The sequence below is a fragment of the Microbacterium sp. Mcb102 genome (assembly GCF_024519805.1).
In the GTDB taxonomy this organism is placed as follows: domain Bacteria; phylum Actinomycetota; class Actinomycetes; order Actinomycetales; family Microbacteriaceae; genus Microbacterium.
The window spans coordinates 144,441-164,418 of sequence record NZ_JALJRG010000006.1 but is presented as its reverse complement, the minus strand read 5'-3'; the positions used below and the strand labels follow the sequence as shown (position 1 = coordinate 164,418).

The window sequence follows — 19,978 nt, the reverse complement described above, 5'->3', positions numbered from 1 at the left end:
CACTTGCGAGAAATGTGGACACACGATGATGAAGCGGGGAAACAGCTGATGGCTCCGACACTCCACGGCTTGATGCCCATTCTGGCGACTCCGTTCGACGAGACGGGCGCCCTCGACCGCGCGTGCCTGCGCCGACTGGTCGAGTTCCAGCTCGCTTCCGGCGTCGACGGCGTCGCCGTCTTCGGGATGGCGAGCGAGGGCTTCGCCCTCACGACGGAGGAGCGCCGCACGATCCTCGACGATGTCGTCCGGGTCGTCGACGGGCGGATCCCCGTGATCGCCGGCGTCAACGGCACCTCCACCGCGACGTCCATCGAGCAGTCCCTCCTCGCCGAGGAGGGCGGCGCGGATGCCCTCATGGTGCTCCCGCCGTTCATGGTGAAGCCGCCCGCCGGCACGCTCGTGGACTTCTACGGCGACGTGGCCGCCGCGACCTCGCTCTCCGTCATGGTGCAAGATGCGCCCGGTGTCACCGGCGTGGCCATGGCGCCGAACCTGATCGCCGAGATCGCCCGCCTCGACGGCGTCGATTCCGTCAAGGTCGAGGCGCCGCCGACCGCCCCCAAGGTCGGAGCGGTGGTCGCCGCGATCGAGGACCCCGACTTCGCGGTGCTCGGCGGTCAGAACGCCCAGTTCTGCCTGGAGGAGTACGCCAGGGGCGCGGTGGGCACGATGCCGGCCTGCGAGTTCCCCGACCTGCTCGGCCCCGTGCTCGCGCTGTTCACCGAGGGGCGCGTCGAGGAGGCGCGTGCCGAGTTCCGTCGTATGCTCCCTCTCGTGCTCATCGGTCTGCAGGGAGGCATCGCCTGGGCGGTGCACAAGGAGGTGCTCGTCGCACGCGGCGTGATCGACCATGCCACGGTGCGCTACCCCGCATCGCGCCTGGACGCGGGCAGCCGCGCCTCGGTCAAGCTCGTGATCGACGAGCTCGCCCTGCCCCCGATCCCCGCCACGGTGCGCGTGTGACACGCCGCGGCGTGCTGCTGATCGGCGGCAGTTCCGACATCGGACTCGCGATCGCCCGCGCCTTCGTCGACGGCGGAGACGCCGTCGTCGGCGTGGGGCTCGAGGACTCGGCGGACCCGGTCTTCGAGCGCTACCTGGTCGCGGACTGCAGCGCGCCGGAGGCCGCCGACCGCGCCGTCGCCGACGCCGAGCTGGCGCTGGGCCGGCTCGACGTGGTGGTGCTCGCCGCGGGCCGCATGCCGATCGGGCGTGCCGAGGCCACGAGCGACGAAGACTGGCGCGGAGCGCTCGGCGCGACGCTGGACTCGGCGTTCTTCGTGGCGCGGGCGGCACTCCCCCGCCTCACCCGCGGGTCGTCGATCGTCGCGGTCACCTCGGTGAACTCCTCGCTCGCCGCCCCTGCCCTGGCCGCCTACGCAGCCGCCAAGGCGGGCGTGGACGGCCTCGTGCGGCAGCTCGCGCTCGACAACGGCCCTCGGGGCATCCGGGTCAACGCCGTGCAGCCGGGCAGCATCTCAGCCGCAGACACCGGTGAGAGCGAGGGCTACCCCCTCGGACGCATCGGCCGACCGGAGGAGGTCGCCTCGGTCGTGGCATTCCTCGCTTCCGACGCCGCCTCCTTCGTCACGGGAACGTCCATCGCGGTCGACGGCGGCCTCTCGATCTCGTCCCCCGCAGCCTGGCTGAAGCCGGTCCTGCGGGATCGCTGGCTCTGATCCCGCAGTCCACACGACGAAGAAGGCCGCGTCCCCTTTCGGGACGCGGCCTTCTTCGTGCGGGGGCTCAGGCGTTGGAGTCGAGCAGCCCCTGGACTTCCTTCTTCAGCGCGTTGAGCCCGGCCTGGGCCTCGACCTGACCGGCGAGGATCGTCGCGACCCCGGCACCGATCGCGGCATCGATCTGCGCCGTCACGGCGACACGGTCCCACGCGGCGCCACGAGCGTGCTCGGAGACCTCCGTGCGGAACGTGCCCTGGAACTTGTCGGCCGCGAGCGCCGGGATCTTGTCGGCGACGCTCTTGGCGGCCGGAGCCACGGCGGAGTTCTCGTACAGCGCCGTCGCCGCTTCGACGTTGGTCGCCGCATAGAGGATGAAGTCGCGGCTGGTGAGCTCGCCCTCGCCCGCCGTCGCGAACACGCCGCTGCCCCACGCCCGGTTGAAGGAGTCCTTGCCCCCGGCCGTCGGACGCGAGATCGCCCCGATGTTGTCGATGATGTTCTGCGCGGCACCGTTCGTCTTGACGAAGGTCGAGGCGAGCGGGGCGTCGTCGTAGAGCGCGGCCCGGCCGCTGGCGAACAGGATGCGGGCGTCGCTACGGGCGACGTTGGTCTGCGTCAGACCCTGGTCCTGCAGCGACTTGTACCAGGTGACGGCCTCGACGCTCTCGGCGTCTCCCAGCGTGCACTTGAGGTCGTCGGTGACGACATCGCTGCCGAAGCCCCACATCCACGGCACGGAGTCCTTGAGGTCCGGGTTCTTGGTGACCGCGGCGTACGGGATCAGCGACTTGTCCTGCTTCTTGATCTTCTCGAGCGCGGTGGCGAACTGCTCCACCGTCATGCCCGACTTGATGCCGACGCTCTTCGCGATCTCGCCGTTGGTGATGATGCCGATGCCGGCGGCCGTGAGCGGCAGCACGAGCAGCTTGCCGTCCATCGTGTACGAGTCGAGCACGCCCTGCGGGATGCCGAGCCCCTTCGCGAGGTCGGTGAGGTCGGCGAGCACGTTCATCGGCGTGAGGACCTGCCATCCGCCCGACTGACCGACGCCCATGAGGTTGCCGGAGCGCCCGGTCAGGGCGAGCTGCGTGGCCGCCTGGTCGTACGGGTAGATGACCGGGGCGACCTTGACGCCCTCCTTCTTGGAGAACCCGTCGAGGATCCCCTGCCACGCGGACTTCAGCGCCTCCTCGCCGAGCGAGTTGCCGTAGAAGTTGATGGTCGCAGCTTCCGTCGCGGCACCGGCCGAGGCCCCTCCGGCACCGGCGCCGGGGGCGGCGGGCGTTGCACACCCGGCGAGCGCGAGGGCACCGAATGCGGCGAGCACGGTGCCGCCTCCGAGGAAGGCTCGGCGGCTCAGCTGTGAGTTCGAGATGGTCATGGAGACTGCTCCTTCGAGGTGATGGGGGTAGAGCTGTTCGGGAGACGCATGGCTACCCCTTGACGGCTCCGGCGGCGAGGCCGGAGACGAAGTAGCGCTGCAGGAGGACGAAGATGATGACGAGCGGGAGCGACGTGATGAGGGACGCCGCCATGAGCGCCGGCCAGTCGGCCGTGCCCTCGCGGATGAACGCCTGGGTGAGACCTGCCGGCAGCGTCTGCTTGTCGGGGCCGGCGAGCGTGAGGGCGAAGAGGAGATCGCTCCAGCCGCGCATGAAGGCGAACATGCCCGCGGTGATGAGACCGGGGACCACGAGCGGGAACACGATGCGGAACATGGTGCCGGTGCGTGAGAGGCCGTCGACCTTGGCCGCCTCGAGGATGTCGTCCGGAAGGGCGTCGATGATGCCCTTCAGCAGGAACACCGCGAGCGGCAGGGTGAACGTCGTGAACGAGATGATCAGCGCCGTGTAGGTGTACAGCAGCCCGGCCGAGCTCAGCATCAGGTACAGCGAGATGAGCAGCAGTGCGCCCGGGATCAGCTGGCCGATGAGGAACATGAACATGATCGCGTTGCGGCCGCGGTAGCGGAACTTCGACAGCGAGTACGCCATCAGACCACCGACGAGCACCGCGAGCAGTGCCGTGCCGGTGGAGACGATGATGCTGTTCAGCAGGTTCTTCAGCAGGAGGTCGTTCTGGAAGAAGCCGATGAAGTTCTCGAACGTCGGGTCGACCGGGAAGAACGGCCGATCCAGGGAGAAGACGTCCTCCTTCTTCGTGAACGCCGTCGCCGTGAGCCAGTAGACCGGCAGCAGGCCGAACAGGGCCAGCAGCAGGAGCAGCACGCGCCCCGGGATGGACAGGTGGGGGCGGATGATCGACTCCCCCACATCGCGACTACGGCGCATCACTTCTCCAGCCGTCGGTTGAGGAACAGGTATCCGCTCGTGATGATCGCGAGCAGGACGAGCCAGAGGGCGCCCATGGCGGAGGCCTTGCCGAGTTCGTAGCTGCCGAAGGCGAGGTCGTAGAGGCTGACCGCGAGCGTCGTGGTCGAGTTGCCCGGCCCACCGCCGGTCATCACGAAGATGGTGTCGAAGTTGCCGAAGTTGTAGATGAACTCGAGCACCGCGACGAGGGTGACGGGGCCGGCGATGTGCGGCAGCGAAATGTGGCGGAACCGCTGGGCGCGCGTGGCGCCGTCGATGGTGGCGGCCTCGATCTGCTCGCTCGGCAGGGTCTGCAGCACCGCGAGGGCGACGACCATGATCCAGGGGAACGAGTGCCAGGTCTTGGCGATGACCACCGCGGCCATCGCGCCGGTGGGGGTGCCGAGCATGCTGACCTCGGGGAGCCCGAAGATCGAGAGCACGTGGTTGACGACGCCGTAGCTGTCGTTGAAGATCCACGCCCAGAGGAAGGAGACGACCACACCGGGCAGCAGCCACGGCAGCATGAGCGCGCCGCGCAGGATGTTGCGTCCGCGCATGCGGGCGTTCAGCAGCAACGCGAGGGCGACGCCGAGGATGAGCGGGAAGACCGTCGCGAGCGAGGCGAACACCAGGGTGGTGCCGAGACGGGCGAAGAACTCGTCCCAGACGGCCACGTAGTTGTCGAGGCCGACGAACGTGCGCTCGGGGCGGAGCAGCGACTGGTCGTACAGGCTGGTCCAGATGCTCGACACGAGAGGGAAGATCGCGATCACGAGGAACAGGAGGACCGCGGGAAGTGCGATCATGAAACCGAAGGTGCGGTCCTTCGCCCCCAACGTGGAGCGCCGCCCTGAGCGAGGCTCGACGGCCTTCTGCTCGCTCTCTGCGGGCCGCTCGAGTATGGCTTGTTGCATTGCAGTCACTTTCCAGTAGAGACGACCCCGGAGGGCCCTGCGCATCGTCGTCACAGTCGTCGACGTCGACGTGCGGCCAGTTAACCACAATGCGGATGCGAAATCCACAAAATGCATAAGACACCCACATTTGTGTTGCTCGAAGCCATTTCGCTGAATAGGATGACTGGCAACGGCGACGAGCCGCGGTCGCGCAGATGCGGCCACATCACCAAGGAGGAGTCACCATGGCGTCGGAATCGGTAGGCGGCACGCAGACCGTCGAACGGGCGATGTCGTTGCTCGCATGCTTCACGGAGGAATCCGGCGAGCTGAGGGTCTCCGAGCTCTGCACGCTGACCGGCCTCGGCCAGTCGACGGTCTCTCGCATGATGTCGGCACTCGACCGCATGAAGTTCGTGGTGCAGGACGCCCGCACGGGCCTCTACCGCCTCGGCCCCGCGGCGGTCTCGCTGGGCACGGTCGCGATCAACGGCTCGCCCATCTTCCGCGCCTCGCGCCAGATCGCGCAGAACCTGGCGCGCCGCATCGAGATCGGCGTCAACGTGGCCGAGCTCAGCGGCTTCACCTTCACCTACCTCTGCAACTTCGAAGGCGCCCTGGCGCCGAAGTCGTTCGCCATGGCGGGTCGCACCGGACCGCTGCACGCCACGGGCATCGGCAAGGCCCTGCTGTCGGGCATGTCCGATGCACAGGTCGACGAGTACTTCGCGCAGACGCCGCAGCGCTTCACGCCGCACACGATCATCGACCGCGCGGCCATGCAGACCGCCCTCGACGAGACGCGCAGCCGCGGCTACGCGACCGAGATCGAGGAGCTCGCCTTCGGTCGCGCCTGCATCGCCGCGCCGATCCGCAACCGGGCGGGTGAGATCGTCGCCGGCATCTCGGCCAGCGGGCCCCTCTCCGTGCTCGACCTGCACGAACCGCATCAGGACCTCGCCCTGCAGCTCATCGAAGCCGCCGACGAGATCTCGGTGGCCCTCGGGTACAGCCCGTCGCGCACCGCATCGGCGTTCGCGGCGCTCTGACCCTCGGCCGCACTGCGGCTTCCCCCCTCTGACGACGGCACCTGCCGCCGGCCGTTCGACCACCCCGTCTATTGGAGACCCCAGTGAGAATCACGCGCGTCCAGACCTTCCCCCTCTACCTGTCGAAGGAGGATGCGAACAACTCCTACGCCGGCGACACCGCCGTGGATCACCGCGGGTACGTCATCCGTCCGCCGTGGCGGAGCCTGTACTCCCCCGGTTACGAGACGCTCCTCGTCAAGATCGAGACCGACGAGGGTCTGGTCGGCTGGGGCGAGGCGCTCGCACCCGTCGCCCCGGTTGTCGCGGCGGCGATCGTCGACAACCTGCTCACCCCGCTCATCCTCGGCGAGGACCCGCGCTCGGTGCGCACGCTGTGGCACCGCATGACCGAGTCGATGCGCGAGCGCGGACACCTCACCGGGCACCAGGCCGACGCCATGGCCGCCGTCGACATCGCGCTCTGGGACCTCTGGGGCCACGCCACCGGCCTCTCGGTGTCCGAGCTCGCCGGCGGACGCTTCCACGAGGTGCTGCCGACCTACGTCTCCGGCATCCGCGGTGTCGACGACGTCGAGCGCGCCGAGAAGACCGCAGAGCTCGTGGAGGGCGGCGTCCGCCGGATCAAGCTGCACCTCGGTGTCGACATCCGCACCGACCTGGCGACCTACGACGCCGTCCGCGGTGTGCACCCCGACCTCGACGTCGCGCTCGATGCGCACTGGACGTACCGGCTCGGCGAGGCACGCGCACTCGGCCGCGAGCTGGACGACCGGCGCGCCTGGTTCTTCGAGGCGCCGCTCGCCCCGGAGGACGTCGAGGGGCACCGCGACCTCGCGACCGCTCTCGCCACCCCGATCGCGATCGGCGAGGCCATGCGCAGCCGCTTCGAGTTCACGGACTGGCTCACCCGCCGCGCGGTCGGTCTGACCCAGCCCGACATCGGCCGCACCGGCATCACCGAAGGCCTCGCGATCGCCGCGGTCTCCGATGCCTTCCACGTGCCGGTGGCGCCGCACCACTCCGCCGCGTTCGGCATCGCGATGGCCGCCGGTGTGCATGTCGCAGCGAGCGCGACGTCGCTCCTCGCCTTCGAGTACCAGCCGTTCACCCTTCCCGTCGCCAACCGCCTGCTGACGACCCCGCTCGAGGTCCGCGCTGACGGCGGGTTCGTCGTGCCGACCGGCCCCGGGCTCGGCGTGACCGTCGACGAGGACGCGATCCAGGAGTACGTGCGGCACTGACCCGCAGCGACATCCGACGAAGGACGGGTGGGCGGGCCGGATCTCTCCGGCCCGCCCACCCGTCCTTCCGCGTCAGTTCCCGATGCGCACGAACTGTGCGGCGCTGACCCGGTGGATGCTGGTGTTGCGGACCTCGAGGCGCACCGTGCCGGTCGCTCCGGCGGCGTAGCGGAACGAGCCGAGCGAACGCCAGGCCGCCGCGCCCTGTGTCTGGTCCACGACGACCTCGGAGCTGCCGTCCTGATGCTCGACGACGTAGGCCGCCGAGGTCGTGGTCGTCGAGTTCGTGGGATACCAGACCGAGACGCGGTAGAGACCGGCCTCCGGCAGCTCCACGTTCCACGTCACCGTGCTGCCCACCGAGTCGGAGTCGCTGTACCGCGTCCTCGTGCCGTTCCATCCCGAGAGTCCACTGGGGTACCAGTTGCCGGACTCCAGGTAGCCGGGCCACGGGGACTGGGTGTGCGCGATGACACCCTCGTCGGCGACGCGCACGAGCACGCCCCGGCGCAGGGTCTGATCGAGTCGCGCTTCGAACCGCGTCGACGAGCCGGGCGCGACGCCCGACCCGGCGGTCACCGTCCAGGTGTGGGTGAGATCGGATCGCGGGGGCACTGTGATGCTCGTGCTCTGCTGCCCCACACTCCACCCGCTGACGCCGTACAGCGCGAGCGTGCCCTGCAGCGGGGTGACGCCCGTGTTGATGACCAGCGCGGTGAGCTTCGCGACGGCGCCCGGTCCGCTGACGATCTCGACGTCGGAGGTGAGTGACACCAGCCGTCGACGGTCGATCACCTCGATCGCGGCCGCGCGCAGCTGCACCGGATCCTCCCCCGCGACCGTCACGTTCGCGGTGACATCGACCTCGCCGAGCTCCGCATTCGTCGCGATGATCGCCGCCGATTCCACCCGCGCGGAGCCCTCCGCGGGGACCGTGATCGCCGGTACGGTGCCGTCGAGCTGCCACCCCGCCGGCAGGGCCACCGTGATGTCGCCGGTGATCGGATCACCGGTCGCGTTCCGCACCTCGAAGATCAACGGCACGCGGTCCCCGGCCGTACCCGTCGCCTGCGCGATCACGTCGCCCACGATTCCGGAGTTGGCTCCGGTGATCCGGGCGGGCAGCCGCAGGGTCACCTCTTCGGTCGTCGTCCCGCCCGTGGTGATCGTGTACCGGAATTTGTCGGTGAGGTCGTCTACCGGGATCGTCCACTCGTAGGGATACGCCTTCGCGGGAGCCTGCTTCGCCGGCTTCCCGCCGATGCGATACGACAGCGTCGCCTGCTGCTCGGTGTCGATCTGCACGTAGGCGTCATAGCCCTGTCCGTCGGGCCGCACCAGGAGCATCCCGCGGGCGATGCCGTAGTCGGTGGCGGGGTCGGTGTCGACCTCGTGGAAGCTGTCGCGGCCATGATCGGCCACGTCGTCGAACGGCAGCCCGGGGCGCTGCACGTCCACGTTCCGGATGACGAGGGCGACGAGCCCACGCGCCGGCACGCTGACGGTGACCCGACCGTTGACGGCCGCGCCGGTGGACCGGCTGCCGTTCGCGGTCACCAGCTCGACGGCACCCGAGAAACCTCGGGGAATACCCGTGAGCTCGGTGGCGAGGTCGACGATCACCTGCTGCGCCGCACCGGCGGAGTTGGTGAGACTGACGTAGAGAGCATCGTTGCCGACGCCGCCGATCCAGTTGACGAGCGGATTGGAGACCGAGATCAGCCCCGCAGGGAGATAGGGCCAGACGCCGTCCTCGCCGAAGAAGGTCCCCGGGGCGTGGCCGTAGGCGAAGAACTTGAAGTAGGCGAAGTCGGCCTCGAACACGTGCGGGAACTCGATCGCCCCGCCGCTGCGGTAGAAGCTCTCACTGAGCAGGTAGTCCATCGCGAGGCCGAGCTGCGCGGGGGCGTGATGGAAGTAGTACCCGGTGATGCCCACCGGACCGCTCGTCGCGAAGTCGGGCTTCATGTGCGCGACCTGGAACTGTCGGCCGTAGTAGCCGGGATAGGTCGTGAACCGGCCGATCACCATGTTGTGGGCGATGTCGGCCAGCAGCTCGTCGCCGGTGTGATGCGCCAGTCGCAGCAGGGCACCCGCCCAGCACGGGTTGAACACATAGCCCCCGCCCGGGTTGGTCAGCGTGCTGACGCCGAGCTTGAACGACGACAGCGCCTCGAACGTGAGACCCGAGGGAGACACGTACCAGGCCGGGACGGTCTCGGTCGGCACGTTCGTGGTCGGATACGACGGCAGCGACGAACGCGACTCCCAGTCGTACTGCTGCTTGATCACGTGGCCGGCCGGCACCGTGACCGTGCCACCCGGAACCGGGCGGACCGCCGTCTGCGTGATGAAGCGCTGGACCTCCCGATACGCACCGTCGAGGAACTCGGCCTCACCCGTCGCCTCGAACATCTCGAGCAGGTCGACCCAGTACTTCGAGAAGCTGTACGCGAACCCACCGGGCGGCTGACCGTTGCTGCGGTACGGCTTCAGGATCTGCTCCTGCGAGTAGCGGCGGGCGATGAGCGTCGCCTCCGCCAGGTAAGCCGGATCCCCGGTGACCCGGTACGTCGCGAGGGCGTTCGAGAACGGCGCCCTGCTCTGCCCGACGACGCCGGCCTTGGTCGCCTTCACCGCGAGCCGCTGGATGCCGGCGTTGCGGCCGTGCGTGAGCTGGTAGAGCGACGCCAGATTCACGGCATCCGTGGGGATCCTGCCGATGCGGTACTGGCTCGTGTCGTTGTAGACCGGGCTCCCGATCATCGGTGTGTGCCCGATGCCCTTCCGGGAGAGCTGGTACTCGACGAGCGGCCGCGCACGGCGGTCGTACAGAGTGCCGTCTGCAGTGCCGGTGAGATAGTGCGCCGAGAGGACGACGCCGCTGGCCGCCGCGCGCACGGCATCCTCGTTCTCCACGTCGACGAACCCCTTGGCGCGGTTCCACCAGCCGGAGTACGAGGGGATGTAGTCGGTCGAGTCGTCTCCGTCGGGTTCCACCGCGATCAGCGCCGCCATCGCGTGCACGGCGTCGGTGAGCGACCGGTCGTACACGTTGCTGCGGTAGGCGGTCAGCCCGTACTCGTTCCGGCACAGCTGCGCATACGTGCCGTACAGGGTGTCCGGACGGGCCGCGAGGCCGAACGCGAAGCCGCGCTGCTCGCCGACGGCCATGGCCGTGCGCAGCCCGGGCTGCGGCGCGTACATGCTGGGCACGATGTCGAGGCTGTCGTTGCGCAGACTCATCCCGTAAGGCTGTCGGTCGGCCATCAGCTGCCGCTCGTGCACGAACTCGGCCACCTCGGCGGGCAGGTACACGCCCGAGGTGACGGCCACATCGCCCACGGCGTACTGGGTCAGCGCCATCGGCGCGAAGAGCTCCCATGCGCCCAGGGGCGCGGATCCGTCGAGCACCGAGAGCGCGTGCTGATACGACCCGCACAGCACCTCGTCGAGGTCGTCGAGGGACTTCGCATCCTGGCTCTGGTATCCGACGATGTAGTCACCGGCGGTCTTGGCCGTCAGCACGTAGTGCGCCTCGGGGTGGGCGCCCTCGAGCCGCCAGCGGACGACCAGGTCGACGTCGTCCGTGCTCGTGGTCAGCTCGATGGCCTGCGAGCCGAGCACCTGGTAGGAGGTGAAGCCGAGCCAGCTCGGCGCCAGGGGTCCGTACAGCTCGGGAGCACTCCCCGACGGCAGTGTCCCCTCCAGCACGAGCCACTGCTCGTCGAAGCGGTGCGCCGGGTCGGTGACCTGCAGCCACCCGCCGTTGTGCGCGACCTCGAGGTCGCGCACGATCGTGGCCCCGCCGTCCCACGTGGCCTGGGAGAACGTCATCCGGTGGTTCTGTCCGACCAGCTGCGCGACCTGCGTGAACGCGAGATTCGGTTTGTCGAGGCGCCGGAGGGCGTCGGCGTACACGCCGCCCGTCGTCGTGAGCTCCGTCGCCGCTGCGGGAGCGGCTCCGTACGACGACCCGAGCACCGGGGGAAGCACTCCCGCGATCACGAGCGCTCGCAGGACGGAGCGTCGGCTCCACAGCAGAGGATTGTCTTCGGCTCCATCGCCAGGCATTGAATCCATGATGCACATACTGCAATCCGTATGCGATCATGTCAATGCGTCGGCCTCGCGGGCCATGACGCCGCCTCGTCGTGCCACGCCGGTAACGTCGAGCAGGCAGAACCACCCGAAAGGACACGTGCGGTGCCCCAGGATCCTCCCGTCGAGTTGACCGAGTACTCACTCAGCGCGCTGCTGACCCCGCCCGCGTCGCCCGTCGAGCCGGACGACTTCGACGACTTCTGGCGCGCGACCTTCGAGGAGTTCGGCACAGGTCCCGTGCCGTGGGAAACCACCCGCGAACTCGCGCCGACCGCGACGCACCGCGTCTCGGAAATCCGCTTCCACTCCTCGGCCGGTGAGGCCGCTGCGGCCTACGTGGTGCTGCCGCACACGATCGGGAGCGCACCCCGCGGGCTCGTCGTCGGACACGGCTACGGCGGCCGCACGGCGCCCGACCTCGACCGGGTACCCGCCGACACGGCCGCGATGTTCCCGGTCGCCCCCGGCACCCACGCTGGCACCGCGAGCCGCTTCCCTGCCCTCCCCGACGAGCACGTCCTGGCCGGGATCGCCCACCGCGACACGTACTCGCACCGCTTCAGTGCGGCGGACATCTGGCGCGCGGCCACCGTGCTGCTCGAGATGGTGCCCGCGGCGGCCGGGACCCTCGACTTCAGCGGCGGCAGCTTCGGCGGCGGCATCGGCGCGATGGCCCTGCCCTGGGACGCCCGCTTCCGGCGCGCCGTGCTGGACGTGCCGAGCTTCGGTGACCACGATGTGCGGCTCACGCGGAAATGCACGGGGAGCGGGGAGGCCGTGCGTCAGCATCTGCTCCGACGCCCCGAGGACCGCCCGGTGCTCGGCTACTTCGACGCGGCGATCGCGGCACGGAGGCTGCGGATTCCCGTGCACGTGACCGCGGCGGTGCAGGATCCGGCCGTCGACCCCCGGGGCCAGTTCGCCGTGTACCACGCACTGACCGGGCCGCGTCGCCTGAGCGTCCGCGCCGCAGGGCACCTGGACGGACCGATCGGCGAGTTGTCGGACCGGCTCGCGCTGCAGGCCGGCGTCGACTTCCTCGCCCTCCCCGACGAGCGGCTGGCATGACCACGCGCCACGCCTCCCAGACAACACATAGCGATCTCCATAGAAATCACATAGGAGATTCCGCAGAATAGGGGTATGACCAGCGACCTGCCCGAACTGCGCCGCCCCGACGGCACCCCCCTGCGCATCCTCGCCGTCGACGACGAGCAGATGCTGACCGACCTGCTCGCGATGGCCCTGCGCATGGAGGGCTGGGAGGTGCGCACGGCCTCGTCCGGCATGGAGGCGCTCCAGGTCGCGCGGGAGTTCGAACCCGACGCGCTCGTGCTCGACATCATGATGCCCGACCTCGACGGCATGTCCGTGTTGAAGCGGCTGCGCGAGTCGGGGAACCTCGTCCCGGTGCTGTTCCTCACCGCCAAGGATGCCGTGGGCGATCGCGTCGCCGGCCTCACCGCCGGCGGTGACGACTACGTCACCAAGCCGTTCAGCCTGGAGGAGGTCATCGCCCGGCTGCGCGCGATCATCCGCCGCACCGGGCACGCGACCACCGACGACGGACAGTCGATCCTCCGCGTCGCCGACCTCACGCTCAACGAGGACAGCCACGAGGTCGTGCGCGACGGCACCGAGATCGAGCTCACCGCGACCGAGTTCGAGCTGCTCCGCTACCTCATGCGCAACGAGCGACGGGTGCTGTCGAAGGCCCAGATCCTCGACCGGGTCTGGAGCTACGACTTCGGCGGCAAGTCCTCCGTCGTCGAGCTGTACATCTCGTACCTGCGCAAGAAGATCGATGCCGGTCGCACGCCGCTGCTGCACACCGTCCGCGGCGTCGGCTACATGATCAAGGCTCCGCAGTGAGCTCAGCGACGATGATGAGACGGCCGATGAGCCTGCAGACACGGCTGATGACCGCCGTGATCGGGTTCGTGTCGCTGATCCTCATCATCGTCGCCGTCATCACCAGCGCCACGCTGGGCAAGACCATGGAGGACCAGCTCGACCAGAAGCTGAACAACAGCGCGCACGCGCTGGTGGGCGTCACCGAGGCCTTCGCCCCGTCGGCGGCGACCGCACAGAACGTCCTCCTGGCCGGTCGCTACTCTCCGCCGGCCGGGCTGCTGTTCGTCGTCTCGAGCCCGGTGACCGGCTTCAGCGGGTCCCTCGTGAAGAGCACCGCCGCCGACGAGCTCACCGGAACCCTGCAGCCGTTGACCGGCGAGCAGCTGAGCGAGATCGCGGCGGCGTTGAAGGGTACGTCCGTCGCCACGGTCTCCCTCACCGACCTCGGCTCGTATCGGGTCATGGCCCTGCCCTCGAACAACGGCGTCCTCGCGGTGACCGGGCTCCCCCGCGACGAGATCCAGAGCCAGCTCACGCAGCTGCTCACCGTGATCGCCCTCGCCACCATCGGCGGTCTGATCCTGCTGGCGCTGACCACCGCGATCACCATCCGGGTGAGCCTGCGCCCGCTCCGCGCCGTCGCGGTCACCGCGACCAGGGTCGCGAATCAGCAGCTCGATCGGGGCGAGGTCACGATCACCGAGCGGGTGCCGGCATCCGAAGCCGATCCGCGCACCGAGACCGGCCTGGTCGGCGCCTCACTGAACAAACTCCTCGACCACGTCAACGCCTCGCTGGCCTCGCGACAGAAGAACGAGGAGCGGATGCGCCGGTTCGTTGCCGATGCCAGCCATGAGCTGCGCACGCCACTCGCCTCCATCCGCGGGTACTCCGAGCTGTCGCTGCGCGCCCTGCATCAGCGTCCGGCTTCGGAGCAGGGTCCGGAAGTCATCGAGGGCACGACCTCGTCGCTCGAGCGCATCCAGGCGCAGTCGCTGCGGATGACCCGTCTCGTCGAGGACCTGCTGCTGCTCGCACGGCTCGACGAAGGGCAGGAGCTGGTCTACGGCACCGTCGACCTCACCCAGCTGGCGCTCGAGGGACTCTCGGATGCTCGACCGACGGCGGCCGACCACCACTGGAGCATCGAGGTGCCGGACGAGCCCGTCACGGTCGTCGGCGATGCGGGTCGGATGCACCAGGTCGTCACGAACCTCCTCGCGAACGCCCGGACGCACACGTCGGCGGGCACCAGGATCACCCTGAGCGTCGCGCGAGAGGGCGCGGACGCCGTGCTGCGCGTGCACGACGACGGCCCCGGCATCGACCCCGCCATCCGCGACGAGCTCTTCGCGCGCTTCGCCCGCGGCGACAGCTCCCGGGCTCGCCAGACCGGGGGAACCGGACTGGGCCTCGCGATCGTCAAGGCCATCGTCGAGGGCCACCACGGAACGATCTCCGTGGCCAGCGAGCCCGGCGACACGACCTTCACCGTGCGCATCCCGGTCAACCCTGCGGCCGCTGCCGCCGAAGACGACGCGTCCGAGGCCTGACGGCCGGCCTCTCTGCGGAGATCCTGCCCGCCGCGCTCCTGGTCGGCGTACACATGTCGGGAGGATGCACGGCCGTCGGGGCATCTCACGGCGATTCGTCCGACATGCGTACATTCTCCCGACAGACGCACACGCCTGACGTCGAAGACCTCAGTGACGGGCGCGCAGGCGTGCGACGGCGGCGAGTACGGCCGTCTCGACTGAGGGCCAGGCGTGGACGATCTGGGCGCAATCGAACCTCAGCGTCTCGTATCCGAGAGCCGACGCCGCGGCATCCCTCACGAGATCACGGTGGCGATGCGCGGGGCCGTCATGGTTGCCCTTCCCATCGGCCTCGAGGATCAGACTTCCGTCGAGCACGAAATCCACTCTCCCGACGGACGGGATGGTCACCTGGCAGTCCAGGCTGATGCCGTGCAGGTGCAAGCGCAGCCGGAGCAGTGACTCGAGGCCGCTGTCGGCATCCGGTCGCGCCAGGTCGATCAACCAGTGCGCGCGGGCCGGTAGGCGGCGGCGGATGCGGCGCAGTGCCGCACCGGTGATCTTCTGTTGCACCAGTGCGGACTCGACAGCAGCGAAGAACGCCTCGTCTCCGCCGCAACGGTAGACGTGGATGAGTACTTCCTCCAATGGGGCAAGCCCCACCCCGGCGTGCCCCGCGTCAAAGTGCGCGACGCACTCGCACGTCTCGTGATGGGTGCGGCCCTTCGCCCCCAGCCAGACGTGAACGGGGCCGCCGGGGTCGAGTGCCCAGACGCAATACAGGCGCAACGCGTGCGCGCAGGTGAGGGCCCCGCCGTGCGCGGCAGCCTCAACGACGGTCGTGTCTGCGTTCGGCCCGGCGAACACTCCTGTCCTCACACGGATCAGGGCGCCGGCATGAACCGCATCCGCGCGCATCCGACGGTCGATTCCGTACTTCTGGAGCAGTGTGCCCCGCACGACGCCGCCATGCAGGTCTGTCACGGATAGAGCGCTGAGCATCCACCGATCCTGATGCCCCGAGACGGCTGATAGAGATCGATTCCGCCCGTTGTGGGCCGATCCGAAGCGGATGCGGGATGTGCAGAAGTGGATGCGCCGTGCACTCGTCGGCAGGATGCACAGATGTCGGGACGCCTCGCGGCGAGTCGTCCGACATCCGTCCGTTCTCCCGACGGGTGTACCGGCCGGCCGGCCGTGAGCCGGATCAGTAGCCGGCGAAGGCGTCGGTCGTGAGGGCGCGGGCCTTCTGCAGTGCGGGGGCGAGATCGGCGATCAGGCGCGGGGGTCCGGAGATGAACGCGTGGCGGCTGCCGAGGTCGGGGACCGTGCGCTCCAGTGTCTCGGCGTCCAGTCGTGCGCCCTGCGCCCAGGTCCAGTGCGCGGGCAGGTCGAGCGGCTCGTCTCGGGTGAACACGACCGTGCGCACGCCCGTCGCGGCGAGCTCATCACGGAAGGCGAGCTCGGAAGCCTCGGACGCCACGTACACGAGCACCACGTCGCGCTGCTGGCCCACGGCCTGGAGCTGACGCAGCTGGGACACGAACGGCGTGACGCCGATGCCCGCGGCGACCATCAGCACCGGGTGATCGCTGCGCGGCAGGATGAAGTCACCCCAGGTGCCCGTGACCGCGAACGTCGCGCCCGGCTCCGCAGCGGCGAGAGCCCGCTTGTAGCTCGACGGATGCTTCTGGTCGCCGTTCTTGTAGGCGATGCGCAACGTCGGCAGGTCTGCCGGCGCCGACACGATGCTGAACTCCCGCCGGGTGCCGCGCGCGTCGGGGCGGTGATGCGGGACGTCGAGCTCGAGGTACTGCCCCGGGAGGAACCGGACCCGACCCTTGGCTCGGAAGGTCAGCTCCTGCGCGGTCGGGGTGATGAACTCGCGTCGTTCGAGCACGAGCCGCACGGACCCGCGTAGAGCGAAGGCGAAGGCCACCAGGTTTCCGATCAGGAGAGCCCGCTCCTGGCCGAGCGTGAACAGGCCGGCGACCGAGATCGGCCACCCCGCGAGAAGACCCACCACGACGGCCACCACAAGCTGCTGGCGGCGACGCGGCGGAAGCGTGAGCGGCTCGGAGAGCATGAACGCCCCGAGGAACAGGAACGGCGACTGCAGCACCGCGAACTGCAGCGCGGTGAGCACGTCGAAGCCGATGTCGAACTGCACGGCCTGCACGGCCTGACGCACGACCGAGGTGGCGACGGCGACCAGCACGAACACCAGCACCACCCGCACCTTCTCGGTGCGCCACAGCACCGCGAGGCCGAGGAGGAGCACGGGGATCGTCAGCACCGGAGTCCCGACCCACCAGGACGACGAGGTGCCCAGCCACTCGAACGCCCCGAAGGCGCCGAGGATCGAGACGACGGCCGCACCGAACGCCGCCGGGTTGAAGATGTGTCGACCGCGCCATGCGATCAGGTACTTCGACACACTCGCCACGGCTCCGGCGAGGGCGAGCCCGAGAAGGGCGCCGAGCTCGACGCCGGGGCGGAGCACGAACAGCAGGATGAGGGCCGTGACGAGGGAGGATTCGATACGCCACGGGAGTCGGAGGATGCGCTGGGCGACGGCGTCGACGGCCGAGATCACGATCGCGAGCACCAGGAACGACGCCAGCATCTCGAGCGGCGTGGGCGAGACGATCACGCCGAGCAGCGAGAGCACGAACGCGATCACCGCCAGGGCGATCAGCGCGAACAGCACGAGGCGATACATCGACAGCGAGCCCAGGACCGCGAGGACCCGCTGGCGTGCGGCGGCGAATGAGGTGATCACGTTCTCCACTCTTCCCTAGTTCGGCGCCGCGGGGCGCGTGTCCGCCCCCGCGATGAACAGTTCCGCGGGGCATCCCGGCGAGTGCTGCACCCGGCCGTCGGTGCTCATCCTCACCCATTCCACACCCCAGGCGCCGGCGAGCTCCGGTCCGCCGTCGAAGAACAGTGCGGTCGAGACGGCATCCGCCGTCATCGCGTCGGGGGCCAGCGCCCAGGTCGCCGCCCAGGTGCGCACCGGCAGCCCGGTGCGGGCGTCGAGCACGTGGTGCAGTCCGTTCCCCCATGCGCGACGGTTGACGGCGGAGGCGCACAGCGCCCGGTCGCGCACCTCGACGACACCGATCGCCTTCGTCGCGTCGTACGGATGCTCCAGCCCGATGCGCACACCGCCGCCCCGCACCCGGATGTCGCCGCCGGCATCGACCACCACATCGCCGGGCACGTCTCCGAGCACGTCCATCACCAGGTCGACCAGTCGCCCCTTGCCCAGGGCGCCGACGTCGAGGAGCGCGGGTGCGGATGCCGCGACCCCGGCCGTCGTCCAGGACACCTGCGCCTGCCAGGCGTCCGGAGCACGCACCGGGTCACCGCCGACGAGCGAATAGCCCGCGTCGTAGCCCAGGGCTTCGAGACTCGCCGCCACGAGCGGGTTGACCGCGCCGCCCGTCGCCGCCGAGAGCTCGCGGTAGGCGTCGAGCATCGGAGCGGCGTCCGGTGAGGCGAACGAGCCGCCCTCCCGTCCGAGCCGCGTCACCGCGGAGTCGTCACGGAATCGGGACCACTCGCGGTCGAAGCGCTCGATCTCGGCGTCGACCGCCGCACGCGCCGGGTCCGCGAGCGGATCCGTGGTCTCGATCTCCCAGCGCGTTCCGATCGCCTCGAAGCGCCAGCTCGCCATGCGGCCTCAGGCGCCTAGGAGGCCGCCTGCTCCTTGATCGACTCGACCGCGTCGTTGAAGCCGCCGCTGGTGAGCGACGAGCCGGCGACCCGGCTGACGTTCAGCTCGTCGATCGACTTGCCCTCGACCTCGTCCGCGATGCCGTCGATGAACTGGCCCTGGTACTGCTCGGTCTCGGGTGCCTGCGGGTCGCCCGTGACCTCGACGTCGGTCACGACGCCGTCGGCGAGGGTCAGCGTGACGGAGATCTGCTCGACCGTCTCGGGTGTCTGGTACGAACCGTCGGCCGTGTAGGTGCCGTCTGCGTAGGTGGCGGTCGCGTCGCCGCCCGAGGACTCCGAGGAGCCGGCGTCGGGCGTGCTGCCGGTGTCGTTCGGGGTGTCACCCGCGTCGGCGGTGCCGGAGCACCCGGCGAGGACGAACAGGCCCGCGATCCCGAGGATGGCGGAACCCTTGCGGACAGAGGTCGGTACGGTCGTGCGGATCATGCTGGTCCTCCCGGCGCGGTGTCGTTCGACGGGTTCGTCGACCCTTCGACCGTAAGCACCGCGTCTATGCGCGGGCTGTGCCGTGACGATGCGTTACGCGTCGCCACCGAACATGCTCGTCACGGAGCCGTCTTCGAAGACCTCGTGGATGGCGCGGGCGAGCAGCGGCGCGATCGGGAGGATCGTGAGGTTGTCCCAGCGACGCGACTCGGTGAGCGGGATCGTGTCGGTGATGACGACCTCGTCGATCGACGAGTCCTGCAGGCGATCGGATGCCGGGTCGCTGAAGATCGCATGGGTCGCCGCGACGATCACACGGTGCGCCCCGGCCGCCTTGAGCGCCTGGGCCGCCTTGACGATCGTGCCACCGGTGTCGATCATGTCGTCGACGAGGAGGCAGGTGCGCCCCTCGACGGTTCCGACGATCTCGTGCACCGAGACCTGGTTGGCCACCTTCGGGTCACGACGCTTGTGGATGATGGCGAGCGGGGCACCGAGGCTGTCCGACCAGGTGTCGGCGACGCGCACACGACCCATGTCGGGCGAGACGACGGTGAGGATCTCGCGGTCCGCCGGCGAGAGCGTGCGCTGGAAGTAATCCAGCAGCACGGGCTTGGCGAACAGGTGGTCGACGGGTCCGTCGAAGAAGCCCTGGATCTGCGCCGCATGCAGGTCGACGCTCATGACGCGATCGGCACCGGCGGTCTTCAGCAGGTCGGCGACGAGGCGGGCGCTGATCGGCTCGCGTCCGCGGCCCTTCTTGTCCTGACGCGAATACGGGTAGTACGGCGCCACGACGGTGATGCGCTTCGCCGACGCGCGCTTGGCGGCGTCGATCATGATGAGCGTCTCCATGAGCCACTCGTTGACCGGCTCGCCGAACGTCTGGATCAGGAAGAGATCGACGCCGCGGATCGAGACCTCGAAGCGGGCGTAGATCTCACCGGAGGCGAACGTGCGGTGCTCGACGGGGGCGATCTCCGTGCCGAGCGCCTCGGCGACGGCCGCCGTGAGCTCAGGGTGCGAGCGCCCGCCCGCGACGACGAGTCGCTTCTTCGTCTTCGCGATGATGCCGGGAGCCACGCCGTTGTCGCGATCCAGATCGACCGTCTTCTTCTTGCGCGCCATG

At 69.4% G+C, this 19,978-nt stretch carries 16 protein-coding genes; 7 read left to right on the top strand and 9 right to left on the bottom strand.

Annotation, left to right across the window (positions count from 1 at the left end; all coding sequences use genetic code 11):
* Positions 1 to 72 precede the first annotated feature (72 nt).
* Both OC372_RS15160 and OC372_RS15155 read left to right on the top strand, forming a co-directional pair.
* A complete protein-coding gene (locus OC372_RS15160) occupies positions 73 to 966 on the top strand; it encodes a dihydrodipicolinate synthase family protein (RefSeq protein WP_262002575.1) in 894 nt (297 codons plus the stop codon).
* Entirely contained in the window at positions 963 to 1,682 is a 720-nt protein-coding gene (locus OC372_RS15155; RefSeq protein WP_262002574.1) for an SDR family NAD(P)-dependent oxidoreductase, read from the top strand. Before OC372_RS15160 ends, OC372_RS15155 begins: the two co-directional genes overlap by 4 nt.
* Before the next feature lie 67 nt (positions 1,683 to 1,749).
* On the opposite strand, the gene OC372_RS15150 is transcribed toward OC372_RS15155, so the two are convergent.
* Genes OC372_RS15150 through OC372_RS15140 form a run of 3 tightly spaced genes read right to left on the bottom strand, consistent with a single transcriptional unit; the run spans position 1,750 to position 4,914 of the window.
* Complete coding sequence (locus OC372_RS15150) at positions 1,750 to 3,066, bottom strand: hypothetical protein (protein ID WP_262002573.1); 1,317 nt, start codon at positions 3,064 to 3,066, stop codon at positions 1,750 to 1,752.
* A 52-nt stretch (positions 3,067 to 3,118) separates the two neighbouring features.
* On the bottom strand, positions 3,119 to 3,976 hold the full coding sequence (locus tag OC372_RS15145) for a carbohydrate ABC transporter permease (protein WP_105710904.1): 858 nt from the start codon (positions 3,974 to 3,976) through the stop codon (positions 3,119 to 3,121).
* A complete protein-coding gene (locus OC372_RS15140) occupies positions 3,976 to 4,914 on the bottom strand; it encodes a carbohydrate ABC transporter permease (protein ID WP_051662340.1) in 939 nt (312 codons plus the stop codon). Before OC372_RS15140 ends, OC372_RS15145 begins: the two co-directional genes overlap by 1 nt.
* Positions 4,915 to 5,141: 227 nt before the next feature.
* Here OC372_RS15140 and OC372_RS15135 point away from each other — a divergent pair, with 227 nt between their 5' ends.
* Both OC372_RS15135 and OC372_RS15130 read left to right on the top strand, forming a co-directional pair.
* Entirely contained in the window at positions 5,142 to 5,945 is an 804-nt protein-coding gene (locus OC372_RS15135) for an IclR family transcriptional regulator (RefSeq protein WP_262002572.1), read from the top strand.
* Between the two features lie 83 nt (positions 5,946 to 6,028).
* Positions 6,029 to 7,189, top strand: a complete 1,161-nt coding sequence (locus OC372_RS15130; protein ID WP_262002571.1) for a mandelate racemase/muconate lactonizing enzyme family protein — start codon at positions 6,029 to 6,031, stop codon at positions 7,187 to 7,189.
* 72 nt (positions 7,190 to 7,261) lie between these two features.
* Here the strand turns inward: OC372_RS15130 and OC372_RS15125 are convergent, their stop codons facing one another.
* Complete coding sequence (locus tag OC372_RS15125) at positions 7,262 to 11,272, bottom strand: hypothetical protein (RefSeq protein WP_262002570.1); 4,011 nt, start codon at positions 11,270 to 11,272, stop codon at positions 7,262 to 7,264.
* Between the two features lie 123 nt (positions 11,273 to 11,395).
* On the opposite strand from OC372_RS15125, the gene OC372_RS15120 reads away from it, so the two are divergent.
* From OC372_RS15120 to OC372_RS15110, 3 genes are all read left to right on the top strand, one after another.
* Entirely contained in the window at positions 11,396 to 12,361 is a 966-nt protein-coding gene (locus tag OC372_RS15120; RefSeq protein WP_262002569.1) for an acetylxylan esterase, read from the top strand.
* A gap of 75 nt (positions 12,362 to 12,436) precedes the next feature.
* Complete coding sequence (locus OC372_RS15115; RefSeq protein ID WP_029262591.1) at positions 12,437 to 13,165, top strand: response regulator transcription factor; 729 nt, start codon at positions 12,437 to 12,439, stop codon at positions 13,163 to 13,165.
* A 26-nt stretch (positions 13,166 to 13,191) separates the two neighbouring features.
* On the top strand, positions 13,192 to 14,700 hold the full coding sequence (locus tag OC372_RS15110) for a sensor histidine kinase (RefSeq protein ID WP_262002568.1): 1,509 nt from the start codon (positions 13,192 to 13,194) through the stop codon (positions 14,698 to 14,700).
* Between the two features lie 150 nt (positions 14,701 to 14,850).
* On the opposite strand, the gene OC372_RS15105 is transcribed toward OC372_RS15110, so the two are convergent.
* The 5 genes from OC372_RS15105 to OC372_RS15085 form a co-directional block, all read right to left on the bottom strand.
* Positions 14,851 to 15,684, bottom strand: a complete 834-nt coding sequence (locus OC372_RS15105; protein WP_262002567.1) for a DUF559 domain-containing protein — start codon at positions 15,682 to 15,684, stop codon at positions 14,851 to 14,853.
* A 205-nt stretch (positions 15,685 to 15,889) separates the two neighbouring features.
* Entirely contained in the window at positions 15,890 to 17,464 is a 1,575-nt protein-coding gene (locus OC372_RS15100) for an FAD-dependent oxidoreductase (protein WP_262002566.1), read from the bottom strand.
* 15 nt (positions 17,465 to 17,479) lie between these two features.
* Complete coding sequence (locus OC372_RS15095) at positions 17,480 to 18,361, bottom strand: FAD:protein FMN transferase (protein ID WP_262002565.1); 882 nt, start codon at positions 18,359 to 18,361, stop codon at positions 17,480 to 17,482.
* 14 nt (positions 18,362 to 18,375) lie between these two features.
* The gene (locus tag OC372_RS15090) at positions 18,376 to 18,849 is read right to left on the bottom strand and encodes an FMN-binding protein (protein ID WP_029262596.1); all 474 of its coding nucleotides are present in this window, start codon (positions 18,847 to 18,849) and stop codon (positions 18,376 to 18,378) included.
* Between the two features lie 93 nt (positions 18,850 to 18,942).
* Positions 18,943 to 19,977 (bottom strand): ribose-phosphate diphosphokinase, encoded by a 1,035-nt coding sequence (locus OC372_RS15085; RefSeq protein ID WP_262002564.1) that lies wholly within the window; start codon positions 19,975 to 19,977, stop codon positions 18,943 to 18,945.
* Position 19,978: the final 1 nt, after the last annotated feature.